The organism is Bacillus sp. K7 (assembly GCF_053903245.1).
On the sequence record NZ_CP096406.1, the window covers coordinates 491,837 to 510,959 of the forward strand.

The 19,123-nt window shown below is 46.1% G+C and carries 21 protein-coding genes and 1 riboswitch; of the genes, 13 read left to right on the top strand and 8 right to left on the bottom strand.

Going from position 1 to position 19,123, the window contains the following annotated elements:
* Window positions 1–18: 18 nt before the first annotated feature.
* Complete coding sequence (locus M1D98_RS02480; protein ID WP_456279968.1) at window positions 19–1,743, top strand: pyruvate oxidase; 1,725 nt, start codon at window positions 19–21, stop codon at window positions 1,741–1,743.
* Window positions 1,744–2,042: 299 nt separating this feature from the next.
* Here M1D98_RS02480 and M1D98_RS02485 read toward each other — a convergent pair whose 3' ends face one another.
* The 4 genes from M1D98_RS02485 to M1D98_RS02500 all read right to left on the bottom strand — a co-directional run bounded on the left by M1D98_RS02485 (window position 2,043) and on the right by M1D98_RS02500 (window position 4,707).
* Window positions 2,043–2,309, bottom strand: coding sequence for a hypothetical protein (locus M1D98_RS02485; protein WP_010331281.1), 267 nt, complete (start codon window positions 2,307–2,309; stop codon window positions 2,043–2,045).
* Window positions 2,310–2,413: 104 nt separating this feature from the next.
* Entirely contained in the window at window positions 2,414–3,691 is a 1,278-nt protein-coding gene (locus tag M1D98_RS02490) for an Nramp family divalent metal transporter (protein ID WP_456279969.1), read from the bottom strand.
* 228 nt (window positions 3,692–3,919) lie between these two features.
* A complete protein-coding gene (locus tag M1D98_RS02495) occupies window positions 3,920–4,177 on the bottom strand; it encodes a GlsB/YeaQ/YmgE family stress response membrane protein (RefSeq protein WP_010331278.1) in 258 nt (85 codons plus the stop codon).
* A gap of 77 nt (window positions 4,178–4,254) precedes the next feature.
* Complete coding sequence (locus tag M1D98_RS02500) at window positions 4,255–4,707, bottom strand: DUF2188 domain-containing protein (RefSeq protein ID WP_010331277.1); 453 nt, start codon at window positions 4,705–4,707, stop codon at window positions 4,255–4,257.
* 117 nt (window positions 4,708–4,824) lie between these two features.
* Between M1D98_RS02500 and M1D98_RS02505 the strand changes: the two genes are divergently transcribed.
* The 3 genes from M1D98_RS02505 to M1D98_RS02515 all read left to right on the top strand — a co-directional run bounded on the left by M1D98_RS02505 (window position 4,825) and on the right by M1D98_RS02515 (window position 6,715).
* Window positions 4,825–5,643, top strand: coding sequence for an EcsC family protein (locus M1D98_RS02505; RefSeq protein ID WP_456279970.1), 819 nt, complete (start codon window positions 4,825–4,827; stop codon window positions 5,641–5,643).
* A gap of 128 nt (window positions 5,644–5,771) precedes the next feature.
* Window positions 5,772–6,143 carry a glucose starvation-inducible protein GsiB gene (gene gsiB / locus M1D98_RS02510; protein ID WP_010331275.1) on the top strand — a complete coding sequence of 124 codons (372 nt, stop codon included), beginning with the start codon at window positions 5,772–5,774 and terminating at the stop codon, window positions 6,141–6,143.
* Between the two features lie 212 nt (window positions 6,144–6,355).
* The gene (locus M1D98_RS02515) at window positions 6,356–6,715 is read left to right on the top strand and encodes a DUF4937 domain-containing protein (protein ID WP_121641926.1); all 360 of its coding nucleotides are present in this window, start codon (window positions 6,356–6,358) and stop codon (window positions 6,713–6,715) included.
* A 36-nt stretch (window positions 6,716–6,751) separates the two neighbouring features.
* On the opposite strand, the gene M1D98_RS02520 is transcribed toward M1D98_RS02515, so the two are convergent.
* Both M1D98_RS02520 and M1D98_RS02525 read right to left on the bottom strand, forming a co-directional pair.
* Entirely contained in the window at window positions 6,752–7,573 is an 822-nt protein-coding gene (locus tag M1D98_RS02520; protein ID WP_039075801.1) for a manganese catalase family protein, read from the bottom strand.
* Between the two features lie 84 nt (window positions 7,574–7,657).
* Complete coding sequence (locus M1D98_RS02525) at window positions 7,658–8,710, bottom strand: TRAP transporter substrate-binding protein (RefSeq protein ID WP_090557294.1); 1,053 nt, start codon at window positions 8,708–8,710, stop codon at window positions 7,658–7,660.
* Between the two features lie 71 nt (window positions 8,711–8,781).
* Here M1D98_RS02525 and dctS point away from each other — a divergent pair, with 71 nt between their 5' ends.
* From dctS to M1D98_RS02570, 9 genes are all read left to right on the top strand, one after another.
* Window positions 8,782–10,389 carry a two-component system sensor histidine kinase DctS gene (dctS, locus tag M1D98_RS02530; RefSeq protein WP_456279971.1) on the top strand — a complete coding sequence of 536 codons (1,608 nt, stop codon included), beginning with the start codon at window positions 8,782–8,784 and terminating at the stop codon, window positions 10,387–10,389.
* The gene (gene dctR, locus M1D98_RS02535) at window positions 10,379–11,059 is read left to right on the top strand and encodes a two-component system response regulator DctR (protein ID WP_010331270.1); all 681 of its coding nucleotides are present in this window, start codon (window positions 10,379–10,381) and stop codon (window positions 11,057–11,059) included. Before dctS ends, dctR begins: the two co-directional genes overlap by 11 nt.
* Window positions 11,060–11,178: 119 nt before the next feature.
* Window positions 11,179–12,444, top strand: a complete 1,266-nt coding sequence (dctP, locus tag M1D98_RS02540) for a C4-dicarboxylate transporter DctP (RefSeq protein WP_010331269.1) — start codon at window positions 11,179–11,181, stop codon at window positions 12,442–12,444.
* Window positions 12,445–12,592: 148 nt separating this feature from the next.
* A complete protein-coding gene (locus M1D98_RS02545; protein ID WP_456279972.1) occupies window positions 12,593–13,645 on the top strand; it encodes an AI-2E family transporter in 1,053 nt (350 codons plus the stop codon).
* Between the two features lie 46 nt (window positions 13,646–13,691).
* Window positions 13,692–13,823, top strand: a riboswitch (cyclic di-AMP (ydaO/yuaA leader).
* A gap of 71 nt (window positions 13,824–13,894) precedes the next feature.
* A complete protein-coding gene (locus tag M1D98_RS02550) occupies window positions 13,895–15,133 on the top strand; it encodes a dicarboxylate/amino acid:cation symporter (protein ID WP_456279973.1) in 1,239 nt (412 codons plus the stop codon).
* 91 nt (window positions 15,134–15,224) lie between these two features.
* Window positions 15,225–16,151, top strand: coding sequence for an ABC transporter ATP-binding protein (locus M1D98_RS02555; RefSeq protein WP_010331266.1), 927 nt, complete (start codon window positions 15,225–15,227; stop codon window positions 16,149–16,151).
* 19 nt (window positions 16,152–16,170) lie between these two features.
* Window positions 16,171–16,911: an ABC transporter permease gene (locus M1D98_RS02560; protein ID WP_231559206.1), complete on the top strand. Its 741-nt coding sequence runs from the start codon at window positions 16,171–16,173 to the stop codon at window positions 16,909–16,911.
* 94 nt (window positions 16,912–17,005) lie between these two features.
* Window positions 17,006–17,341 (top strand): hypothetical protein, encoded by a 336-nt coding sequence (locus tag M1D98_RS02565; RefSeq protein ID WP_019257527.1) that lies wholly within the window; start codon window positions 17,006–17,008, stop codon window positions 17,339–17,341.
* 130 nt (window positions 17,342–17,471) lie between these two features.
* Window positions 17,472–18,617 (top strand): acyl-CoA dehydrogenase family protein, encoded by a 1,146-nt coding sequence (locus tag M1D98_RS02570; protein WP_456279974.1) that lies wholly within the window; start codon window positions 17,472–17,474, stop codon window positions 18,615–18,617.
* 26 nt (window positions 18,618–18,643) lie between these two features.
* On the opposite strand, the gene fbpB is transcribed toward M1D98_RS02570, so the two are convergent.
* Window positions 18,644–18,790 carry a Fur-regulated basic protein FbpB gene (gene fbpB, locus M1D98_RS02575; RefSeq protein ID WP_003225154.1) on the bottom strand — a complete coding sequence of 49 codons (147 nt, stop codon included), beginning with the start codon at window positions 18,788–18,790 and terminating at the stop codon, window positions 18,644–18,646.
* Window positions 18,777–18,941, bottom strand: coding sequence for a Fur-regulated basic protein FbpA (locus M1D98_RS02580; RefSeq protein ID WP_010331261.1), 165 nt, complete (start codon window positions 18,939–18,941; stop codon window positions 18,777–18,779). Before M1D98_RS02580 ends, fbpB begins: the two co-directional genes overlap by 14 nt.
* Window positions 18,942–19,123 lie beyond the last annotated feature (182 nt).

Below are 19,123 nucleotides of genomic sequence, written 5' to 3' on the forward strand. Positions count from 1 at the left end.
GAAAAAGGAGGATACGGCATGGCACACAAAACTGCAGGACAAGCAATGACAGAACTCCTTGAACAATGGGGAGTTGATCATGTTTACGGCATCCCCGGAGACAGTATCAATGAGTTTATCGAAGAATTAAGACAAGAAAGAAACCAATTGAAATTCATTCAAACCCGCCATGAAGAGGTGGCTGCACTGGCGGCCGCGGCTGAGGCAAAACTCACCGGCAAAATCGGTGTCTGCCTGTCGATCGCAGGGCCGGGGGCGGTGCACTTACTAAATGGTTTATATGATGCGAAAGCGGACGGCGCCCCTGTGCTGGCGATCGCAGGACAGGTCTCATCAGGCGAAGTCGGACGTGATTATTTTCAGGAGATCAAGCTTGAGCAAATGTTTGAGGATGTGGCGGTATTCAACAGAGAGGTACATAGCGCGGAATCACTGCCGGACCTCTTGAATCAGGCCATTCGCGCCGCCTACAGCAAAAAAGGCGTTGCGGTATTGAGCGTCTCTGATGATTTGTTTGCTGAGAAAATCAAACGCGAGCCCGTGTACACTTCACCAGTATATATTGAAGGGAATCTTGAACCGAAAAAAGAACAGCTCGTCACTTGCGCGCAATATATAAATAACGCCAAAAAACCGATTATCTTAGCGGGGCAGGGAATGAAAAAGGCGAAACGGGAGCTGCTGGAGTTTGCGGACAAAGCTGCAGCCCCGATCGTTGTCACGCTCCCGGCAAAAGGCGTTGTACCCGATAAGCACCCGCATTTTCTCGGCAACCTTGGACAGATCGGCACAAAGCCGGCTTACGAGGCCATGGAGGAATGCGATTTGTTAATCATGCTCGGGACCTCATTCCCGTATCGCGATTATTTGCCTGATGACACGCCGGCGATCCAGCTTGATTCAGATCCGGCGAAAATCGGAAAACGCTATCCGGTGACAGCGGGACTGGTGTGCGATTCAGCTCTCGGCCTGCGTGAATTGACGGAGTATATTGAACGGAAGGAAGATAGAAGGTTTCTGGAAGCATGTACTGAACATATGCAGCATTGGTGGAACGAAATTGAAAAAGATGAGACAGAGGCGGAAACACCGCTTAAACCCCAGCAGGTCGTGGCGCGTCTTGAGGAAGCGGCAGCCGATGATGCGGTGCTCTCTGTAGATGTCGGCACTGTGACAGTCTGGATGGCGCGTCATTTCAAAATGAAAGCAAACCAGGATTTCATCGTTTCCAGCTGGCTTGCGACAATGGGCTGCGGCCTGCCGGGAGCAATCGCGTCAAGCTTGTCGGAACCGGAGCGCCAGGCGATTGCTGTCTGCGGTGACGGGGGCTTTTCCATGGTCATGCAGGATCTCCCGACCGCCGTCAAATACAAGCTCCCAATCACTGTCGTCATTTTAAACAACGAAAATCTCGGCATGATCGAGTACGAGCAGCAGGTCAAAGGCAATATCGACTATGTCACGAAGCTTCAAAATGTCGACTATGCCGCATTTGCAGAAAGCTGCGGAGCAAAGGGCATCAAGGTGACCAGGGCGGAAGAGCTTGCGCCTGCTTTCCATGAGGCGCTGCACGCAGATCAGCCAGTCGTCGTAGACGTCATGATTGGAAACGAGCCGCCGCTGCCCGGCAAAATCACCTACGGGCAGGCAAAAGGCTTCAGCAAATATATGCTGAAAAATTTCTTCGAAAACCAAAAAATCGACATGCCGCCATTGAAGAAAAGTTTAAAGCGGTTATTCTAGCAAAACAGGGGCCTATTCAGACCCCTGTTTTTCAGGTATTGGAAAAAAATGGACTGTGCGTTATCATAGCAGTATATGAAATCAAAGGAGGAAAGCATGTTTGAATCCATAAAAGCAGCGGTGTATTTATTAGGGTCTGTAGGAATGATCTATGCAGCGTGTCACGATGTTCGCCATGCTCAAAACGGACAAAAGGACAAATGCATCTTCTTTCAAAACAAAAAGATCAGCGCATTTGTCCTTGTGTGTTTCATATGTTTATTTTTATCACATCTTACAACGTTCATGTCTCTATGAGTTTAGTTCTCTTTCTTCTTAAGCCCAAAAAAGAAAGGAAAAGCAGAACCGACCAGGAAGGTGCCGAATAAAAACATGCCGCCAATAAACACGTGGAAATTCGTGTGTCCGGCCGTAAACGCGGTGATCAAGGAAATGATACTGAGCACGATCATGGCAATGCCGGGCGCGACTCTCATTTTTCCCTTGGATTTATAGGCAACAGCAGAACATAAAATGCCGATTACAATAGGTACAATCCACAAATAAAACAGAATAAATAATGACATCATCAAGACTCCGATTTTTTTCTTCTATCATAACAAATTTCTGGCAAAAAGGGTATCAATGAGCTTTTCGAATCATAAAAAACCGGCTTTAGCAGCCGGTTTTTTTAACGAAACGTATCAACAATTAAAAATACATTCAACGCGACGATCAATACAGCAATAAGCCAAGACACCACTGTGACCCATTTGGCGTTGATTAAGGCTCCCATAATCCGTTTATTGCTTGTAAACATAATAAGCGGGATTAAGGCGAAGGCGATTCCGAAGGACAGAACGACCTGGCTCATGACGAGAGCGGTTGTCGGATTGACCCCTGACGCGATAATCAAGATCGGCGGAATGATCGTGATAAAACGCCGCACATACAGCGGAATGCGGTAGTTGATAAAACCTTGCATAATCACGTCACCTGAAAGTGTGCCGACTGAAGAACTGGATAGTCCGGCAACGAGCAGTCCGATTCCGAATAAAACGGCTGACACCGGGCTGACAAGATGTCCGAATTGCTGAAACGCGACATCGAGATCCTCGACAAACAGCCCGTTTTTGAAGAATAACGCGGCAGCCACAATCAGCATGCTCGCATTAATCGCACCCGCGATCAGCATCGCTATTAAAATATCAATAAATTCAAATCTGAAGATTTTTTTCCGTTCAGTATCAGTTTTGCCTACAACCCGCCGCTGTGTAAGGGCTGAGTGTAAATAAATGGCGTGCGGCATAACGGTTGCACCGAGAATACCCGCTGCGAGAAGCACACTGTCAGTGCCTTGAAACGCCGGGACAAAAAGGCCCTTCATCACTGACACGGCATCAGGCTTTGCGAAAAAGGTCTGCAGCGCAAAGGCGATTACCACCACAAACAGCATGCCGGTAATGCCAGCTTCAAGGGAACGATATCCGCGGCGCTGAAGCTCCAATATCGCGAAAGAGCCGATCGCCGCTATAATAGACGCTTCAAGCATCGGGATGCCGAACAGCAAATACAGTCCCAGAGCCGCTCCGATAAATTCGGCCAGATCTGTTGCGATAATGACGAGCTCGCCCTGAATCCATAATCCGATGGAGACAGGCGTCGGGAATTCTTCACGGGCAACTTCGGGCAGGTTTTTGCCTGTCGCGATGCCGAGTTTGGCGGAGAGTGATTGAATTAAAAGCGCCATAATATTAGAAAATAAAATGACCCATAGCAGCATATATCCGTATTTAGAACCCGCTGATATATTCGTTGCGAAGTTGCCGGGATCAATATAGGCGATGGCTGCGATAAATGCAGGGCCCAGAAAAGGGAGCAGCCCTCTGAACCCTCTGGTTTTCCCGTCAAGCGCCTCTTGGACTGCTTTGGAACGGGGAGATTGTGCTGTGATGTCCTTGTTCATCATGTCTCACCTGAATTCTGATTGTTTTTGCCGAACAACAAAGAGTTTCCTTAAGGCAAATTATTTTATCTACATCATATGACCATCCCGGTTTCTTGTCAACCGAAAATGTTCAAAGTACATTCCTGAATTTTTCCCTGTTATGTCACATGATATGTAGGAATTCGGATAATGTCCCATATAAAAAGACATCGTTTCAGTACGAAACGATGCCTCCTGTATGAAATGAGACTAAGCTTCCTTACGCAGCCCGCGGAACACGAGGCTCAGCAAGAATACCAGAATGGCGGCCCCGATAATCGCCGGGATAATGGCAAAGCCGCCGAGGCTGGGTCCCCAAGTGCCAAAGAGTCCATGTCCGATCCAAGCGCCGGCCATCCCGGCAATCATAGATCCGAAAATTCCTCCCGGCATCCGATTCCCCACAATAGCGCTTCCGATTAATCCAATTAGAATAGCAACAACTAATGAAACCAAAAAGCTAAGCATGATGCTCACCTCTCATAAAAGATTTATCAATCAATAACCTCTCACGCTACACTCGAAACACCGAATAGCATATTGCATTAGGTTCCTGTTTTGATCTTTCTCTGCACGCTGCCGTCAGCTAAATGAACAACCACTTCAGTGCCTTTATGCGCAGCGATCTCCTTTGCCCGTTCAACCGCTTCTTCCTTTGTATCCTTGACCTCAGACACACGTTTGGCATCTTCGGCTTTGACCGCCCAGCCGTTTTTATGCTTGATGACATGCTCAGCTTTATCCATAAGCTCATGGCCGTTGCCGCTGCTTGAATCTTCATCGCGTTCTGTCACGTCATCATGCTTGAGGAAATCATCAATTTCCTCTTTAGAGGCGTTTTCCGCCCATTCCTTTGCTTTGCTAGTCGCTATTGGAATCGCGCGTCCGTCCTCATAGCCCTCATCAATCATCGCATTCGCAATGTCAATCGCTTTTTTCTTCACCGGCTTCTCGAGATTTTTGAATGAAGCGGGATAATCCTTCATCGACCAAGGCATGTCCATCACTCCTTTTCCTTTTATAAAAATGGTACCCGCAGATGAAAAATAAAAACGTTTCCGAGAAAATGAAGGTATACTATATAGGAGAAAAAACGGAAGGGAAGTGCGGGTTGGGTGACAGCAGAACGAAAAGAAGACTTACACCAGCAATTAAAAGAAATAGAGAAATGGGAAAAAGATCAGCAAAAAGTCTGGTTTTGGGAAAAACTCGGCCGTCTCCCGTTTCAGCTGCTGGACAAGCTGACGCCGGCATTCATTCAGAAAAAGATTGGCAAGCTTTTGGATGAGATCGGCACCTTCGTTCAAACAGGAGGGCAGTATCTGACATCGGAAAAACAAATTATGAAGATGTTTCAAAAGAAAATGCCGGAGGAAACCTTCGAATCACTGGAGGACGTGCGAATAGCGCCTCTGCCTGTCATGGATGACATTGCGGAAGGAATGGGCAAAAACAGAATCAACGCCGCAACCGTACAAGGCGCGACAACGGGTGTGGGCGGCGTGTTTACGCTGGCGGTGGACATTCCGGCCGTGCTTGGCCTGTCGTTAAAAACGTTGCAGGATATCGCGGTTGCTTACGGCTATGACCCAAAGGAGAAAAAAGAGCGGGTCTTCATCGTAAAATGCTTGCAGCTGACATCGGCTGATGTTGTCGGCAAAAAATCAATCCTGCAAGAATTAAAAGACTATGATGAAGATCGTACATATAAGAATGTCGCTTCTCAAATCCAAGGCTGGCGTGAAGTCGTTTTAGGCTATCGCGACACGTTTGGGTGGAAAAAGCTTTTTCAACTGGTCCCGGTCGCGGGAATGATCTTTGGCGCGGCAGCCAACCGCTCAACATTAAATGATATTACCGAAACAGGCATGATGCTGTATAAAAAGCGGCGCGTTCTTGAGCGGCTGAAAGAAACAGAACGGGAGATGGAATAGAAGAAAGCAGACGGACATCGAGCTCCGCCTGCTTTTTTTAGTGGAAACACACCCAATGTGTTTTGTTTGTTTAAAAGAATCGATAGCGGGAATACAACAACCAACACCAATTAAAGGAGGAATTCAAAATGGCAGACGATAACAAAATGAGCAGAGAAGAAGCAGGTAGAAAAGGCGGAGAAACAACAAGCAAAAACCATGATAAAGAATTCTATCAAGAGATTGGTCAAAAAGGCGGAGAAGCCACTAGCGAAAACCATGACAAAGAATTCTATCAAGAAATCGGCGAAAAAGGCGGAGAAGCCACTAGCCGAAACCATGACAAAGAGTTCTATCAAGAAATCGGCGAAAAAGGCGGAGAAGCCACTAGCGAAAATCATGACAAAGAATTCTATCAAGAAATCGGCCGTAAAGGCGGAGAGGCAACAAGCAAAAATCACGATAAAGAATTCTACCAAGAGATTGGCTCAAAAGGCGGAAATGCCCGCAACAACGACTAACCAAAAGCATAAAGGCAGACAACCTGTAGATAAAAAGCGATCCGGCGCATCAGCTGGATCGCTTTTTGTTGTGGAAAATTCTTGATGTATTCCGTTGTTCCGATACAATGAGTGAAAAAGGAGCTTTTCGCTACTGTGTGAGATGCAAAACCAGCTCGCTACTGCCTCAAGTTGCGTGCATCTCTTACATGTATCCCTGAGGAGGATTTATCATGCTAATCAAAAAGATTGTATGTAAAGTAGACGCGGCAAACGCTGAAGCATTTGCAAAAGCGCAGTCACAGTGGGGAGCACTGTCACATGTAAATGGCTTCATCAAACAGGCCGGCGGCTGGCGGAAAACAGCAGATGGGCTGTTCACCGCAGAAATCATCAGCGTTTGGGAGAACAGTGAGGTTTATGAAGCTTTTATGGAGAAAGAACATGACAGCATATACGAAGCTAATGAACAGAAGACTGTAATTCATTCGATAGAAGTAGAGCTGTGCGAAGAGGATGAACCGGCCCTTCACGATCTGTTACATAATCCTGACATCCGGTACGAACTGGGCTGGACGGTTCTGAGGGCATAATGAAAGCCCAAAACATCACGTTTTGGGCTTGCGTCTTTACTCGCGTCCGGGAAGTGTATCATGAACAAAAGGCGGTGCTGGTTTTAACTCTGGTTTTTCTCCAAACGCTTTCGCTTCTTTCACATATTCAAAGGCTTCTCCATCCGGCGCTTTTTCGTTCAGCCAATTTTGCTGGGCGCTTTCTTCGCCTTCAGAGAAATTGATAAGCTGATGTGAGAACTCTTGTTTTTCGAGTGCTTTCGGGAATGTCCCCGGCACTATCGGGCCTTCCTGTGCTTCTAATTCTTTAATGGCGGCGAGCCATTGATTTTGGTGCATCGTGTCACGCGCCAGCAGGAAGCTAAGCATATCTTTCACGCCTTTGTCATCCGTCATTTCAAACAGGCGTGCGACCTGCAGACGGCCTTGTGATTCCGCATTCAGATTGGCACGGAAGTCTGCGAGCAGGTTTCCGCTTGCTACGATATAGCCGCCGCTCCAAGGGACGCCTGTACTGTTTTCCGGCATGGCGCCAAGTCCTGAAACAATCGCGTGGTGAGGGTTCATGCCGCCCAAAATGGAGCCGATGACCGGATCTTCAGCGGCTTTTTCCTTTTGGTCAAGCGGGGCATCCTCAAGAAGTCTGGCGATCATCGTAGCGATCATTTCAACATGCCCGAGTTCCTCAGTTGCCGTATCCATCAGCAAATCCTTGTATTTTTCATTTCCTCTTGTATTCCAGCCTTGAAATAAGTACTGCATGGCAACAGAGATCTCTCCGAATTGCCCGCCTAGGATTTCTTGCAATTTTTTCGCGAATAATGGATCTGGACGATCTGGTTTAGCAGGATGCTGCAGCATTTTCGTATGCTTAAACATGTTCCCATCTCCTTTTTTCGTTTTCTCTTTCTATATTTCCGGTCAATTGAAAGATAAACGAAAACCAGCGTATCGAGTTTGGGACTACGAATCTCCTCGCAGCTCTAAAAGCTCCTGAATCAGCTTCCGGCCGAAGATAGGCTCGTACTGCTGATAAATAGGATCAAGGCGCTTTATCCATTTTTTCTTCTCGTTGTCTGACAGCTCGTAGATCTGTATATCAGATTTCTTTTTGATTTCCTCCAGCTGCTCTTTGTTCATTTGTTCGGCATGCATTTCATTCCACTCTGTCGTTTCCTTCATCGCTTCAGTCAAAATACGCCTTGTTTCCGGCGTTTGCGCGTTCCAGAAGTGCTCATCCGTCATGACGGCATAGCCGAGATAACCGTGGCTGCTTATTGTCAAATAGTCCTGAACATTATAAAATTTTTTAGAATAGATGTTTGAGATCGTATTTTCTTCACCATCAACTACATTGTTTTCTAGCAGCTGAAAGGTAGAATTGAAGGATTCCTGATGAGGTGTTGCGCCAAGCAGCTTGAACTGATCCTCTATCACATCGCTTTGCATAATGCGGAGATCCTGCCCTTTTAAATTATCCGGGGTTTTGACTGGCCCTTGATTTGTCGTAATTTGTTTAAAACCGTTTGTCCAATAGGCGAGGCCTTTTAATTGATTTTTCTTTAGGGAATCAAACAGCTGTGTGCCGATGCTGCCGTGCAGCCCTTTTTTGACGGCATCGTAATCTGTAAATGCATACGGCAGATCCAGCACCCCCCATTCAGGCGAGAGCATGCCGAGCTTCGATGTGGAGGGGGCGATAAATTGAACATCGCCGTTTTGCAATGCTTCAATTTCTTCAATGTCTGAATATAGGCTTCCGTTTGGAAACACTTCAATTTTCATTTTCCCGCCTGACTTTTTATTTACCAGCTCGGCGAATTTATTGGCGGCCAGCCCTTTCGGCGTATTTTCGGCAACCACATGGCTGAATGTAAACACAATTTGATCCTGTAAGCCTTCCTGATCGTCATCATAAACGATCTCTTCACCGCCGGAACGATCATGGAATCCGATAAAAAAAGCAGTTGCAATTCCGGCGATCATCAGTGCGAGACATGCAAGCAAACTTTTCATGACAAGCCCTCCCCTATATTTTAAGAATAATGGGGGCCATGCCATTCGTAAAGACCTGAAAGGAGAAGCTGATGAACAAAAAGAAGCTCTCAATCCGTTGGAAAATCACGATTTTATCCTATATCCTCGTCATTTTCTCCTTTTTGATCGGTGGCATTGTGCTCATCGGCAATATCCAGCATACAGAGGAGCGGGAGCTGAAAAAGCGGCTGATGAATACGGCCCGGACGGTGTCGGAGATGACAGAAGTGAAAGAGGCATTGACGCGAAAAAAACAGACAGAAGCTGTTCGCCATGCAGTCGAAGAGATCAGAATGATTAATGAAGCAGACTATATTGTCGTTATGGATATGAATCACAATCGCTACACACATCCTGTCAGCACAAGCATCGGCAAGAAATCAGAGGGTGCAGATGAGGAGGCGGCGTTTGCGGAGCATATTTATTTCTCAGAAGCAAAGGGCGAGATCGGCACGGCAGTCCGCGCATTTTATCCGGTGAAGGATCATGATCTGAACCAGATCGGCGTGGTGCTTGTCGGGAAAACACTGCCGGGGATCACTGACATATTGCTTCAGTTAAAACACGATATCGCATTCATCGTTTTATTGACACTCGGCTTCGGCCTTGCGGGTTCCTTTCTGCTGGCCCGCCATATCAAAAAACAAATGTTTCAGCTTGAGCCACATGAGATTGTCCGAATGTATGAAGAACGGACAGCGACGTTTCATTCCATGAACGAAGGCGTGATTGCCATTGACAACCGGCTCATTATTACGATTTTCAATGAAAAAGCGAAACAGATCTTTGAGGTGCAGGGGGATCTGGTCGGGAAGGTAATCTGGGAGGTTCTCAAGGATTCACGCCTGCCCGAAATCGTGGAGCGGAACAAAGCGGTTTATAATGAAGAAATTCGCGTCAGCGGAAAGGTGATCATGAGCAGCAGAATTCCGATTGTCATGAAGAAAAAAGTCATCGGCGCCGTCGCGATTTTTCAGGACAGAACGGAAGCGGCTAAGATGGCAGAGGAGTTGACTGGCGTCAAAAACTTTGTAGAGGCGCTCCGCGTCCAAAACCATGAGCATATGAATAAGCTGCACACGATTGCCGGCCTCATCCAGCTGGGGAAATCTGAAAAAGCCATGCAGCTTGCATTCCGGGCGTCAACTGAGCAGGAAAATGTGTCTGAATTTCTGCATCGCTCGATTCAAAATGACGCTGCGGCAGGCCTGCTATTAAGTAAAATCAGAAGAGGAAGGGAGCTTGGCATTGCTGTTCATATTGATGAAAACAGCAGCCTTCGGCAATTTCCCGAGCATGTTGATCAGCATGATATCGTCGTGCTTCTCGGCAACCTGATTGAAAACGCCTTTGGTTCATTTGAAACCGTTCAATCTGATGAGAAACGGATTGATGTCAGCATCGAACAAACGGATGATATCTTGGCCATCTTAATAGAAGATAACGGCTGCGGGATAGAACCGGCACATATGCCGCGCCTTTACGACAAAGGATTTACGGTCAATAAAACAGGCGGCACAGGCTATGGCTTGTATCTAGTCAAACAAATAATAGACAAAGGATCGGGCACGGTAGAAGTGGATTCACACGCAGGGCAGGGAACAGCATTTTCTATCGTTTTTCCAATGAAGGGGGAGGAAGCACAGCATGGCTCATAAAGAATGGAAGGTTCTGCTCATTGAAGATGATCCGATGGTTCAAGAGGTAAATAAGGATTTCATCACAACTGTCAAAGGTTTTACGGTCTGCGCAACAGCGGGAAACGGAGAAGAAGGCATCAAGCTGATAAAAGAAAAACAGCCCGACCTCGTCATTCTCGATGTGTACATGCCGAAAAAAGACGGAATCAAAACGCTGCAGGAGATCAGAAAGCAAAAGCTTGAAGTGGATATCATTGTCGTTTCCGCTGCAAAGGACAAAGAAACGATCTCCCTTATGCTGCAAAATGGCGCAACTGACTATATCTTAAAACCATTTAAGCTTGAGCGAATGAGACAGGCGCTTGAAAAGTACAAGCAATATAAACAAAAAATAGATGCGCACGATACGCTGTCTCAGGAACAGCTCGATGCGATCCTGAATATCCCGCAGCAGGCCGTACAGGATCTGCCGAAAGGATTGAATCATTTTACGATGAATGAAGTCACTGCTTTTTTGAAGCGGCAAACCGCATCTCTTTCGGCAGAAGAGGTCGCCAAGGCGCTCGGCATCGCCAGAGTGACAGCCAGACGATACCTTGATTATCTAGAAAAAAACGGAACCATTAAGCTGGACGTTCAATACGGCGGAGTCGGCCGGCCCGTCAACCGCTACGTGTTTAAAGGATAAATCTGAGACCAAAAAGACCAAAATGTCCGTTATGATCATAAACTTCCCCACCTTGTATGAAAACGCTATCATTCTAGTAAGAAAGACATAAAGGTGAATAGGACAGGGGGATGCAGAATATGAAACTGTTTAAAAATTTAACAGTTCAGGTCATAACCGCGGTCATCATCGGGGTCATTGTCGGGCTCGTCTGGCCTGATGTCGGCAAAGAAATGAAACCGCTTGGCGATACATTTATCAATGCTGTTAAAATGGTGATCGCTCCAATCATTTTCTTCACTATCGTTCTTGGGATTGCAAAAATGGGCGATATGAAGAAGGTTGGAAAAGTAGGGGGAAAAGCGTTTATTTATTTCGAGGTTGTCACAACTCTCGCACTCATGATCGGTTTGTTTGTCGTTAATTTTCTGAAGCCGGGAGCGGGTCTTGATTACAGCAAGCTTGAAAAGGGCGATATATCACAATACACGCAGGATGGCGGTCAGGGAATCGACTGGATTGAATTTGTCACTCACATTGTTCCGTCCAACATGGTTGATGCCTTCGCAAAAGGGGACATTTTGCAGGTCTTATTCTTTTCTATTCTTTTCGGAGTTGGTCTTGCGGCTTTAGGTGAAAAAGGGAAAAGCGTCATTGATTTCTTTGATAAGATTTCTCACGTCTTTTTCAAAATCATCGGCTATATCATGCGTGCCGCGCCAATCGGGGCATTCGGGGCGATGGCGTATACGATCGGGCACTTCGGGCTCGATTCCATCAAGCCTCTGGCAAGCTTAATGATGTCTGTTTATATTACGATGTTTCTGTTCGTGTTTGTTGTGTTAAATATCATCTGCAAGCTTTACGGATTCAGCCTATGGAATTACCTGCGCTTCATTAAAGATGAACTTCTGATCGTGCTTGGCACTAGTTCTTCAGAGTCAGTGCTTCCGCGTATGATGGATAAAATGGAGCGTTACGGCTGTTCGAAATCCGTAGTCGGGCTTGTCATTCCGACGGGCTACTCGTTCAACCTTGACGGCACATCCATTTATTTATCAATGGCGACGGTTTTTCTTGCACAAGTATTTGGAGTCGACCTCAGCATCGGCCAGCAAGTTACAATCATCCTCGTTTTGATGCTGACATCGAAGGGAGCGGCCGGTGTGACGGGAAGCGGATTTATCGTTCTTGCCTCAACATTGTCAGCGCTTCAGGTTATTCCGCTGGAGGGCCTTGCGCTTCTGCTCGGGGTTGACCGTTTCATGAGTGAAGGAAGAGCGATTGTGAACCTGATCGGAAACGGAATCGCCACGATCATTGTTGCAAAAAGTGAAAATGAATTCGATGAAGCAAAAAGCATAGAGGCTGTTGAAGGCATGAAAAACATGAAAACAGCAGTCTGAAAAAGAACGGCCCATCAAACGGGCTGTTTTTTTACATTGTTTAAGAATTATTAAGGTAATGACAGAGACCTCAGCATTTTTTTGTTATATAATTTACAGATGGATACTATATTGAATTAAGGACGTTTGTCCTAACAGGGGTGTATAAATGGCCGCTTTAGTTAAATTTTTTCAGCACCCGGGAGTAAGGCGTTTCTCCGTCTTTGTCGTGTTAACTGGTGTGTTATATCTATTTAAGAGCATGATCAACTTAATATTGCTTACCTTCATTTTCACATTTCTAATGGATCGCTTGGAGTTTGTGGTACGGCGGTTCGTAAGCCGGTTCTTCCGGGTAAGCCAGCGGGTTGTCATTACATTTCTTTACGTGTTGCTGGCTGTTCTGCTTACAGTTGGGGGATTTGTTTTTTATCCGATCGTCGCGGCGCAGATTCAGCAGCTGGTTAAGCAGATTAAACATATCGCGTATCACCCGGACACCATCCCTTTCTTTGACGAGATCACAAGTGTTTTCGGAGACATTAATATCAGTTCATATGTCAAAGAAGGTTTCAATGTGGTGTATACGTATCTGGCAGATATCAGCACATTCGGCTTGCAGATCGTAATGGCGCTCGTTCTCAGCATGTTTTTCTTATTCGAGAAAAAACGGCTCTCGGAATTCATGGAGAAATTTAAAACAAGCAAATTGTCAGTCTTTTATGAGGAAATTGCTTTTTTCGGAAGCAAATTTGCAAGAACGTTCGGCAAGGTGCTTGAGGCTCAATTTATCATTGCGCTCGTCAACTGTATTCTGACATTGATCGCGCTTTGGATTATGCATTTCCCGCAGCTGTTTGGGCTTTCTATCATGGTGTTTTTCCTTGGGTTGATTCCTGTAGCAGGCGTCGTCATTTCTTTGATTCCTCTCAGTATTATCGCTTACAGCACAGGTGGCGGAATGTTTGTGATCTACATTGTGCTTGTCATATTCGCCATACATGCGATCGAAACCTATTTCTTAAACCCGAAGCTGATGTCTGCGAAAACAGAGCTGCCGATCTTTTTCACTTTCATCGTCCTCATTTTCTCTGAGCACTTTTTCGGCATTTGGGGTTTAATCATCGGGATTCCGATCTTTGTATTTCTCCTTGATATTCTTGGTGTGACCAATAAGGAAGAAGGACCCAAAAGATTCCAAGAGGAAAGTAACGAAAAATAGTTTACAAAATTGGTTCTTTTCTGTATAAATAAATTATCATACAATAGTAAGCCACACGCTTAATCCTTTAACCAAGGAGTGGGGGACCCGATCTTTTGGGGTTAATTTTTCATTAGAAAAACGGACATCTCTTCGTCCGAACCCGTCAGCTAACCTCATCAGCGTGAAGAGAGAGTCCTGTGGTTTGATGTTACAGCCAAAGCCCACGGGAGTCTCTCGTGGGCTTTTTTCAAAAAGGGAGGAAAGCTAATGAAACTGGCTACAAAGATCATCATTGCATTGGTGCTGGGTGCGGTGACGGGAATTATTCTTAACCTAACATCACCTGAATTATTCGAAAATTTAAATAAGTTTGTATTCGGGCCGCTGGGCACGATCTTTTTAAACCTTATTAAAATGCTTGTCGTTCCGATTGTCTTTTTCTCACTGACACTGGGAGTAGCCGGACTGGGCGAGCCTAAGAAGCTTGGCAGAATCGGTGTAAAGGCGATTTCTTATTTTCTCGTCACGACTGCAGTGGCGATTACCATTGCCATCGTTTTAGCCCTTGTCATCAAACCGGGAGAGTTCGGAACATATGATACATCATCTGCCGAATTCACTGCTGAAAAAGCCCCAAGTATTGCGGACACTCTGTTAAACATCATTCCGACCAATCCTGTTCAAGCGATGACGGAAGGAAATATGCTGCAGATTATTGCGTTTGCCATCTTTGTCGGGCTTGGGATTACTATGCTGGGCAAAAAAGCGGATATGCTTCTCAAAGTTGTTGAGCAAGGAAATGAATTAATGATGTACCTTGTCAATCTGGTCATGAAGTTTGCTCCGTATGGCACATTCGGTTTGATTGCGACAGCCGTGGGAAGCCAAGGATTCAGTGCAATGAAAGCGATGGGCTTGTACATGTTAGTGGTAACCATTGCATTGTTAATACATGCAGTCGTTACGTACGGATCTACGGTAGCGCTTATCGCCAAAAGAAATCCGATTACGTTTTTCAAAGATTTCTCAGAGGTTATGGTCGTCGCGTTCAGTACATCCAGCAGCAGTGCGACTCTGCCGGTTTCCATGGGTGTGGCACAGAGAAAGTTAAAAGTGCCTGAGCCGATCAGCAGCTTCGTCCAGCCGCTGGGCGCTACAATTAATATGGACGGAACAGCGATCATGCAAGGGGTAGCCACCGTCTTCATTGCGCAGGTATTCGGGCATGATCTGACACTCACGCAGCTGGTGATGGTCGTACTGACGGCTGTGTTAGCAAGTATCGGAACTGCGGGTGTGCCGGGAGTCGGCTTGATTATGCTTGCTATGGTGCTTCAATCTGTCGGTTTGCCTGTCGAGGGAATCGGATTGATCCTTGGAATTGACCGCCTGCTTGATATGCTTCGTACAGTGGTAAATACAACAGGAGACGCAGCCTGCGCTGTCATTGTGACAGAAACAGAGAAGAACAAACAGCCAGAGCAAACGTCGACTCTATCGGTCTAACCAAACATTTGGAAGGAACAAATGCTATAATACAAACAGTGCCTCATTTTTGGGCACTGTTTATTTTTTGCCGAAAAAGGAGGAAGGCTTTATGGCTGAGCCGATTTTACATATTAAAGACCTCGATAAAACGATTGGGTCTAAACCAATTTTAAAACAGATCAGCATGGACGTCATGGAGGGGGAAATCATCGGCCTGCTCGGTCCGAATGGTTCCGGGAAAACAACGCTCATCCGCATCATCGTCGGGCTGTTAAAACAAAACAGCGGAAGTGTGACAATCAGCGGATTCCAGCATGACACAGAGTTTGAACAAGCGATGGAAGCAGTGGGGGCGATCGTTGAAAACCCTGAGTTCTATCCATATTTGACAGGCTGGGAAAACCTGAAGCACTTTGCGAATATGCACAAAAAAATAGCGGATGAACGCCTTGATGAAGTGGTGGAACGTGTCGGGCTGACGTCAGCGATACATGATAAGGTCAAGACCTATTCCCTTGGCATGCGCCAGCGCCTCGGCATCGCGCAGGCGATTCTTCACCGGCCGAAGCTTCTTATTTTAGATGAGCCGACAAACGGTCTCGATCCCGCGGGCATGAAGGATTTTCGCGATCATATTAAAGAGCTCGCGGAACAGGAAGGAACAGCAGTCTTATTCGCCACCCATTTATTGCGTGAGGTTGAAGATTTGTGCGACCGGGTCATCATCATTCAAAAAGGTGAGATCAAAGCGGAAGTCAGCTTACATGGAGCAGGCCAACCAACAGAAAAAGCGATCATTGAAGTGCAGCCGGAAGAAAAAGCGTTCAATTGGCTGACAAGCAATCAATATCAAGCTGAGCGGCAAGACGGGGCGATTGTTGTTGAGGTAGCAAAAGAAAACATTCCGGAGCTGAACCGCGCACTTGTCGGACAAGACTTACATATATTTTCTATTATGCCTTACACGCAATCACTAGAGGACGAATTCATGAAAGCGACAACTGCTCATCAAGAGGAGGGAGAAGAGCTTGTCTAAATTAATTTGGAATGAACATATGAAACTTTTTAATCGGAAGGTCACATTGGTATCTCTTATCCTGATGGCGGTCTTTCAATTTTTCATGGCTTTGATCATTAAACGGATTGTGACAAGTGCGGGAACAGATGAAAACTTCATCGGCTATTTTTCGTATACACCGAGCCTGAACATCTTGCTGCAGGCGTTAACGATCGTGATCGCAGCCACAATTGTTTCGATGGAGTTTGATAAAAAGACGATCAAATTCCTGCTTATTCGTCCGGTTAAACGCCAAAAGGTGTTTTGGTCAAAATTAATCACAGTCGTGATGGTCAGCTTTTATTTGTATTTGGCATACTACATTTTGGCGTTATTGTTCGGTCTTATTTTTTTTGGCACATCCGTGACCGCCGAATCAAAGACATTGCTAGTCAACACCTTGGGGCTGATTGGGTCAAACTGGCTTGAAGCCGTCATGATGGGCTTATTCGGGCTGCTTTGTTCTTCGCTGTTCCGCAACAGTGCGGTAGCCGTCGTCGTTTCTTTTGTCGTTTTATATGGAGCGAGTACACTTGTCCAGCTCATGAAGCTGTTTGAAAACAAATGGGGAAGCTTTTTGCTTTTTGCGAACACTGACTTCACCCAATACAGCAACGGACAAACCGCCTTGTTTTCAGGCATGACACCATTGTTTTCAGCGGGGATCATCCTGATACATGCCATATTTTTCATCGCCGTTGGCTGGTGGTGCTTCTGCAAACGTGATGTTCGGGTGTAAAGGCAAGGAATGACATTTTTGTGAAAAAACTCACGTAAATCAATATCAATTGATCGTTTGGTTTATACTAAAGGTACTGACGGAGGTGTCTCGATTGAGGAACTTTATTACCGCTTTACCGATTGTATTGCTGCTTGGATTCTCATTTGTGTCATTCATGTTTCAATTTGAACATCTTGTTTATTTCAGACTCGCGCTTGGATTATTTTCTCTCGCGGGGCTGTACATGATATATAAAATGAAGACGGGCATCCGTTATTTTATCATCTATCTGTATGCAAGCTGGATTGTGCTTGCGGCAGTAACCGCTTTTGAAGAGCCGATTTTCTCGAGCTTTTTCTTTGGCGGCCTGGTGATGACAATGGGTTACCTGACATATATGCTGATCTATCTCGGCATGAAACAAGACCGGGATGCAAATCCTGTCTAATCGCGCTGTTCCCTCGGGGAACGGCGTGTTTTTCTATACCGGCCAAAAGGGTTAACAGTTGCGGAATAATGGCAGGAAATCTATAATACATATTAAATTTATCGGAATTAAAACGTTGGGGGTCTGCCGGATGTCATTATTTATACAGAACGAGCAACAGCGGCGATGGATGGAGAAAATCGGACGGATTGCGGATGAATTTCAGCAAACGGCCGCTGTAGATGACGAACAGGGACGTTTTCCTGCAGAAAAAATACAGAAACTGCGTGATGCTGGATATACAGCCTTAACATTGCCGGTAACTTATGGAGGAGGGGGCATTTCTGTTTACGATATGCTCCTGTTTCAAGAACGGCTGGCACGGGGAGACGCTCCCGCAGCGCTTAGCATCGGCTGGCATTTGAGCGTAATCGGAGAGCTCGGCGAGGGAAATAGCTGGGATAAGGGCGTGTTTGCGTTTATTGCAAAGGAAGTCCAAAATGGAGCCGTCATCAATAGGGCGGCGACAGAAGTGAATACCGGCAGCCCGACAAGAGGAGGGCGCCCTGGTACAAACGCTGTCAAAAAGGATGGCAAATGGGCAGTGAACGGAAGAAAAACGTTTACGACAATGTCCCAAGCGCTGGATTATTTTTTGGTGACGGCATGGATTGAAGAAAAACAAACAACAGGTGTGTTTCTCATTCATAAGGATGATCCGGGATTGTCGATTGAAGAAACGTGGGATATGATGGCGATGCGGGCGACTGGGAGCCATGACCTAGTACTGAATGAGGTCATGCTTGATGAGGAGAAACTGGTGGAAGTGCTTCAAGGTCCTCGAGGGGCAAAACCGAATGGATGGCTTCTTCACATACCGGCGATTTATCTTGGCATTGCTCAAGCAGCACGAGACTATGCGGTGCAATTTGCAGCCGAGTATTCTCCAAACAGTTTGAAGGGGCCGATCAAGGATGTTCCGGCCGTCCAGCAAAGAACAGGCGAAATGGAGCTTGAACTGACTACTGCCAGACATTTTCTTTTCCATATTGCCCAATTGTATGACGATCCAGAGCGCCGCTCTCATTTGAGAAGCGAGCTCGGTGCGGCGAAACATATCGTCACAAACGCTGCGCTGTCTGTTGTCGATAAAGCGATGAGAATTGTCGGCGCCAAAAGCCTCGAGCGAACCAGCCCGCTTCAGCGCTATTACCGTGATGCGCGCGCCGGTCTCCATAACCCGCCGATGGATGACGCGGTGATTCAAAAGCTTGCTGCAGAAGCGTTTGAGTCATGAAAAAAAAGAGCCTTCCCGGCTCTTTTTTATGTATTGCTTTGCTCTTGCAGGTTTTTTTGATGCTTGCGGTCGATTCTGTCATAAATGACGTTCATCAGCTTCGGATTGCCCATAATTGCCTCTTTGTTTTCCTGGATCAGCTGTTGGTAGGTTTTCACTTTACGTTTCGGCATGCTCTGGTGCCCTCCTGACATGTTTGTATTCGCTTTCTAACTCTGTCAGCGACAATTCATATAAATGACGCGTTGACTTTTTGTATATACCATTCTGTATTAACAGATGAATGAGCTGTTTTTTTCTGATTTCTGCAGACTGAGGTGTCATTGGATCACCAACCTCCATCAAACGATATTGATAATCATTATCAATTAACAACAGTATACATTGCTCAGAATCGCCTGTAAAGGTGAAAACAGTCCTATCTTTTCGGCAATCTGCAAATATTCAACAGATCGACAAAAAGTTTCCCGGGCAATAATTTGCTGTCGAATTGTCCCTCGTATTTG